The 5,340-nt window shown below is 38.9% G+C and carries 5 protein-coding genes, 1 tRNA gene and 1 pseudogene; 1 reads left to right on the top strand and 6 read right to left on the bottom strand.

What is annotated here, in order from left to right; genetic code table 11:
• Nucleotides 1-183 precede the first annotated feature (183 nt).
• Nucleotides 184-813 (top strand): FMN-dependent NADH-azoreductase, encoded by a 630-nt coding sequence (locus KNQ13_RS15330; RefSeq protein ID WP_026830741.1) that lies wholly within the window; start codon nt 184-186, stop codon nt 811-813.
• Here KNQ13_RS15330 and KNQ13_RS15325 read toward each other — a convergent pair.
• From KNQ13_RS15325 to KNQ13_RS15300, 6 genes and pseudogenes are all read right to left on the bottom strand, one after another.
• A complete protein-coding gene (locus tag KNQ13_RS15325; RefSeq protein WP_209548540.1) occupies nt 810-1,685 on the bottom strand; it encodes a helix-turn-helix domain-containing protein in 876 nt (291 codons plus the stop codon). The genes KNQ13_RS15330 and KNQ13_RS15325 overlap by 4 nt on opposite strands.
• Nucleotides 1,686-1,713: 28 nt before the next feature.
• Nucleotides 1,714-1,902: a hypothetical protein gene (locus KNQ13_RS16255; RefSeq protein WP_353048752.1), complete on the bottom strand. Its 189-nt coding sequence runs from the start codon at nt 1,900-1,902 to the stop codon at nt 1,714-1,716.
• Nucleotides 1,903-1,930: 28 nt separating this feature from the next.
• Nucleotides 1,931-2,590, bottom strand: a complete 660-nt coding sequence (locus KNQ13_RS15315; protein ID WP_209548538.1) for a helix-turn-helix domain-containing protein — start codon at nt 2,588-2,590, stop codon at nt 1,931-1,933.
• Nucleotides 2,591-2,695: 105 nt separating this feature from the next.
• Nucleotides 2,696-3,847 (bottom strand): annotated as a pseudogene (tnpB, locus tag KNQ13_RS15310) (IS200/IS605 family element RNA-guided endonuclease TnpB).
• A 281-nt stretch (nt 3,848-4,128) separates the two neighbouring features.
• Nucleotides 4,129-4,995, bottom strand: a complete 867-nt coding sequence (locus tag KNQ13_RS15305; RefSeq protein ID WP_209548537.1) for a helix-turn-helix domain-containing protein — start codon at nt 4,993-4,995, stop codon at nt 4,129-4,131.
• A 93-nt stretch (nt 4,996-5,088) separates the two neighbouring features.
• Nucleotides 5,089-5,159: transfer RNA gene (locus tag KNQ13_RS15300), tRNA-Thr, on the bottom strand.
• Nucleotides 5,160-5,340: the final 181 nt, after the last annotated feature.

Below are 5,340 nucleotides of genomic sequence, written 5' to 3'. Positions count from 1 at the left end.
GCTACCGAAACCTCGAACGATTCTTTTTGAGATTGCACCTTGAGCTTGGTCGTTAAAATAGCAACCACGTGTTATGGTGATGAGCCATTAAAACCTATATTCTCCATCCTTTTGGTTTCTCGTGTGACGTCTAAGTCCACCTTGATTGGGGTAATTGACTAATATAGAAAGGAGCGATCCGTTATGAGTCGCCTATTATTCATCGAAGCTAATGATAGCACCCACCAGTCGAAAGGAATCAGTTCAGAAATGAATGAGACGTTTCTATCGAGTTACCGGACACATCATCCGGAAGATGACATCATTGTCTTAAATTTATTTGAAGAACGATTGCCATTTTTTGATTTAAAACTCGCCATGTCGGCCGCAAAACTGTTTCGCGGGGAGTCGCTTGATACTGACGAAAGTGTGCCGGTCGAAAAGCTACAGGAGTATCTGACAGGATTTCTCGAAGCAGATAAAATCGTTTTTTCATTCCCGATGTGGAACTTAACCGTACCCGCTCCGTTGCATAACTATATGGATTATCTGGCACAAGCAGGTCAAACCTTTCGATATACACCGGATGGTTCGGTCGGACTCGTCAAAGGAAAACAAGTTTTGTTGCTCCACTCGAGAGGCGGCGACTACTCGACGCCCGACAAGGCGGATACCGATCATGCAGTCCGCTACATGATTGATATTCTCCGTTTTTTCGGAATCGAGGACGTCGAAACCATCATCCTCGAAGGGCACCAACAATATCTGGACCAAGCGGAACACCTCATCAAAAAAGCCCTCTCCGCGTGTGAGAAGGCCGGTCAGCAATTTTAAAACTTGTAAAGTAAAAATTCTTCATGACTGTCGACTACCAACTGTTCGTAGCTAGGCATCTCAAATGCTTTGAACAGGCTGTAGGAAAGTGTAAAGTCTCTCTTGATATCTTGAAGATTACCATTTGTTTTCTTCGTGAAATAACCACGTTGATAATAAAAATGACCGAGAAATGATGCATCATCCAGAGCCAAACTTTCTTTTATTCCTACAGCCACTACTTCCAAACCTTTTGTATAATTTTTTTGAAACGAAAGCTGTTGCGCATGATTGTAGATGATTTTTATTCTTGTTTTTTTCAATTCGATCGTGTCGTAGTTCAAGCCCAGTATTTCTTCGTATACATTTTCAGAATGTATAAATTGCTTGTTTTCAAAATAAAAATTTGCAATTGCCATTTTGATTCGAAGATACATCTGAGGAGACTCAAACCACACATCTTCTGTATCAGTCAAATGCACTAACTGCGATATACTAGATCGAAAATCAACTTTTTTTGTTCGTTCTTTACTAATAATTTCAAAGTATTCTAACAAAAGTACAATTTCCTTGTTTGCTGACCGACTTTTTATTTTCTCAATTTGGATCAATAGTTCGTCAAATTGATGGTTTCTTAGTAATCTTGTAAGAAGTCGGTCACATTCACGGAATTGTTCACTTCTATGTTGGTCACGAAATAACATAGACATTGGAACACGAAGACGTTTTGCAATTTGTTGCAATAAGTCAATCGTCGGAGAATTACGGCCATTCTCAATTTTACTAATTTCTGCCTGGCTGCATATTCCCTGACAGAGTGCCGCCTGTGTCATTCGTTTTTCCTTACGAATTTGTTTTATTTCATTCCCAATCGATACAGGTAGTGAATTCATCAACTGTCTCCCTTACTTAAAAACCTTATCAGAATTTAAACAATAAATACTCTTCTCTTCCTTTTTTTACAATATCTACATAACGATCAAGATCTAGTGCCAGAAACAACGAATAAGACATCGAATAATCTTCTTTGATTACCTGAAGAGGATAACTTAATTTTTCTCTGAAATTAGCGCGCTGGTAATAAAAATGACCAAGAAATGAAGTGTTCATACATCTAATACTTTCATTCATACCTAATTCAGTAACGGTCATCCCCCTCTTTATAATCCCCTTGAAAAAATAATTGTTGTGCATGATTATATAAAATTTTCAAACGCAAATTTGTTAGTTCTTCTGTATCATAATCCATCATTAGCAATTCTTCATAAATTTTTCTCGAATGGGCGTATTGAAGATTCAAGTAATAGTAGTTAGCAATCGCTAGCTTAATCCTTAAATACATCACGGGAGACTCATACCAGACGTCTTCATGATCTGCTAAAAAAGATAGCTGTGAAATACACGTTCGATAGTCGATTGATTTTTTCCCTTCTAATGAAACTAGTTCAAAATATTTAGCAAGCAAATAAATCGAATTATCTAGCGAACTTTTTATGATTTTTTTAGCAGATAAAATAACTTTATCAAAATTCCCGTTACGAAATAAATTTGTTAATTCACGATCGTATTCACGAAACACAATTGACTGAGTCTCTTCTTGAATCAATTGTAAAAACGAGACATTTAATTTCCCGGCAATTTTTTGAATCATATCAATTGTTGCTGAAATTTTTCCTTGTTCAATCTTACTTAGTTCCGCTTGACTACAAATATTTTCACAGACTTCTCTTTGTGTTAGTTTTTTTTCAAGTCGAATTTGTTTCAATTGATAGCCGATAGACGTTGATAGTGGAATCATTCGATAACAGCCCTTATTTTATATTTATTATTTCTGATTATTTGAACTACTCGGCACTAAAGTACCGAGATTCCTGAGTTATCCGACCTAACGGTCGAAAATTGATCAGGCTAACCCCGTCGTCCCGACGGTTGAAGAAGCTAAGATGCGTTCTGCTCCTTGTTTGAGATTCAGTCCTGCGTTCACATCACGGTCGTGGTGGATGCCGCAAATCAGGCATGTCCATTCACGCAAACCAAGATGTTTCACGTCTTTGTGTTGATGGCCGCAACTGGAGCACAATTGACTGGAGGCAAAGGTCTTCCCGTACCATTCTGCCTTGTACTCCAGCATGCGGAAGAACTCCGACCAACTGACCTCGGAGATGGACTTGCTCAACTTGCCGTTCTTCTGCATGTTCTTCACCTGCAAGGTCTCGATGCCGATGACGTCGTGGTTTTTGACGATCTCGGTCGATACTTTGTGAAGGAAATCGGTTCGCTTGTTGGCAATCTTCTCGTGGATGCAGGCAACCTTTCGCTTTTGCTTTTGATAGTTCTTCGCCTCGGACAGCTTCACTTTCTTGTTCAAGGCGATGCGCTGACGACGGGATAACTTGCGTTGTTCGCGCGCTAGTTTCTTCTCAAGTGTTCGGAAGTAACGGTCGTTCTTGTACACCGTGCCGTCCGACAGGATGGCAAAATGCTTAAGTCCGACGTCGACTCCGACTGACAAACCTACCTTCGGCAGTTCGTTGATTTCCTACTCGACGAGCAGGGAGACGAAGTATTTACCTGAAGCGTTACGCCGTATCGTGGCATTCAAGATCCGACCTTCGACCTGCTTGGAGTGAGCGAACCGCACCCACTTCAGTTTCGGAAGTTTGAGCTTATTGTCGACGATCGATACTTCAGGAAGTTGAGACTTCCCTTGGATGTTCGTCTTATAGGATTGAACAGGATGACGCTTTGACTTGAATCGAGGGCGTTGGTTCTGCTTCTCGAAGAAGCGGTTATAGGCGGAGGCAAGATGTTTGACGCTAGTTTGCACGGAAGTGCTGTCTACTTCTTTTAGCCAGTCAAACGTGTCTTTTAGCATCGGAATTTCTTTGGAATAAGAGCCATAAGACAAGCCTTTCCCTGTCGTCTTGTAGCTTTCCTCTCACTTCGCCAAGAAGTGGTTGAAGATGAATCGTGAACATCCGATTGTCTTGGCGATCAGGATTTCCTGCTCTTTATTTGGATAAATGCGAAATTTGTACGCTTTGTGTTTTTTCACCTTGATTTCCACCTCCTTTCGATATGTATGTAGTCTATACAAAAAAAACAAAAAGAGATGTCAAGAGGGAGTGTATACCCAAACGGATTAAATTCCCGAAAAATCTAGTGAAAGCGATTAAGTCGTATCAGAAAGAAAAATAGATTTCATCCTTTGCTGGAGCAGTTTATGAGTTGATCTGCAAGGGGGTAGAGATGTCGAACAATCGGGACGGCTAAAGCCATCCCGATTGTTCGAACCGATTCATCTCACGACTGAAGTCACGAGTGTTCTCGGCTATTTCATAAACAAAGATATTTTTCTTTAACCTCTTTTACAATGCTTGCGTACCGAACCATCTGAAAAGCACTAAATAATTCATACGCCATAGTATATGCTCGGCAAGTTTTTTCATCAAAACCATATAATTCTTCAAAAAACTCTCCTTTTTGATAATACAAATGGGCAATGTAAGACGCATCATTCAATAATACACTTAATCGAATTCCTTCTAATGTAACAGCAAGTCCCTTTTCAAAATTTTTAACTTTAAATAATAATTTCGCATAATTATAGGTGATTTTTAATTGCTGTACTTTCATTTCTTCACTACTGAAATCACTATGTAATAATTCTTTATAAATTTTTTCAGCTTGTCTATAATCGTCATTTTCTGCATATAAAATAGAGATGGCCATTTTTATACGAAGATAAATTTCTGGAAACTCATACTTAATATCTTTTTTTTCAAGCAATCGGTACAACTTGACCGATGTTGTTCGATAATCAAATTTTCCAGTTCGATATTCACTTATCATATGATAATAGTTAAATAAAATTATTGCTTCACTTGTTAAATCACTAAGGTCTATACCTTCATTTCTTTGAATGCGATCATAGTTTCCTTCTCGAGTTAACTTTAATAACGTATGATCCAATTCTTTAAGCTTTTTTATTTGTTTGCGATTTTTTAGTAAAAGTGAAACGGGTACCTGCAACCGATTCGCGATTTTTTGCAACAAATCAACGGTAGGCGAATTGTGTCCATTCTCAATTTTACTGATCTCAGCTTGGCTGCAAATACCTTGGCACAGTTCAGATTGAGTCCAATTTCGTTTTTGCCGAATCCGCTTGATTTCGTTCCCAATCAAAATGTTTAGTTCATTCATGGACGTCTCCTTCAAGTTCGATTCCTGATTCAAACTAAAACAGGTCTTCCGCGCAAGTAATTGACTTGTGACGGAAGACCTGTTTATTTTTGATGCTTCCGGCGAGAATCGAACTCGCACTGCAGCATTACCATTGCTGAGGTCTGCCATTAACCTACGGAAGCCTATTTTTTTCTAATATTAGTATAACGTAAGCCTGACATCATTTCAACATTTTTGAAAGAATAGAAAAAGCAGCTACTCTCACTGGATCGAGATTGGGCTAACCTAAAATTTTGAGACAATATAAAACACCTTCGGAGTGGTACACTTTTAAAAAGTACTAACATCGGAGGTGTTTTTGCA

Source organism: Exiguobacterium sp. s128 (assembly GCF_018618815.1).
GTDB lineage: Bacteria > Bacillota > Bacilli > Exiguobacteriales > Exiguobacteriaceae > Exiguobacterium_A > Exiguobacterium_A antarcticum.
This window is presented reverse-complemented; position numbering and strand designations above follow the sequence as displayed.

Excerpts from the sequence above, each read along its gene's own strand:
- KNQ13_RS15330 (WP_026830741.1), top strand. The coding sequence starts at position 184 with ATGAGTCGCCTATTATTCATCGAAGCTAATGATAGCACCCACCAGTCG.
- KNQ13_RS15325 (WP_209548540.1), bottom strand. The coding sequence starts at position 1,685 with ATGAATTCACTACCTGTATCGATTGGGAATGAAATAAAACAAATTCGT.
- KNQ13_RS16255 (WP_353048752.1), bottom strand. The coding sequence starts at position 1,902 with ATGAACACTTCATTTCTTGGTCATTTTTATTACCAGCGCGCTAATTTC.
- KNQ13_RS15315 (WP_209548538.1), bottom strand. The coding sequence starts at position 2,590 with ATGATTCCACTATCAACGTCTATCGGCTATCAATTGAAACAAATTCGA.
- KNQ13_RS15305 (WP_209548537.1), bottom strand. The coding sequence starts at position 4,995 with ATGAATGAACTAAACATTTTGATTGGGAACGAAATCAAGCGGATTCGG.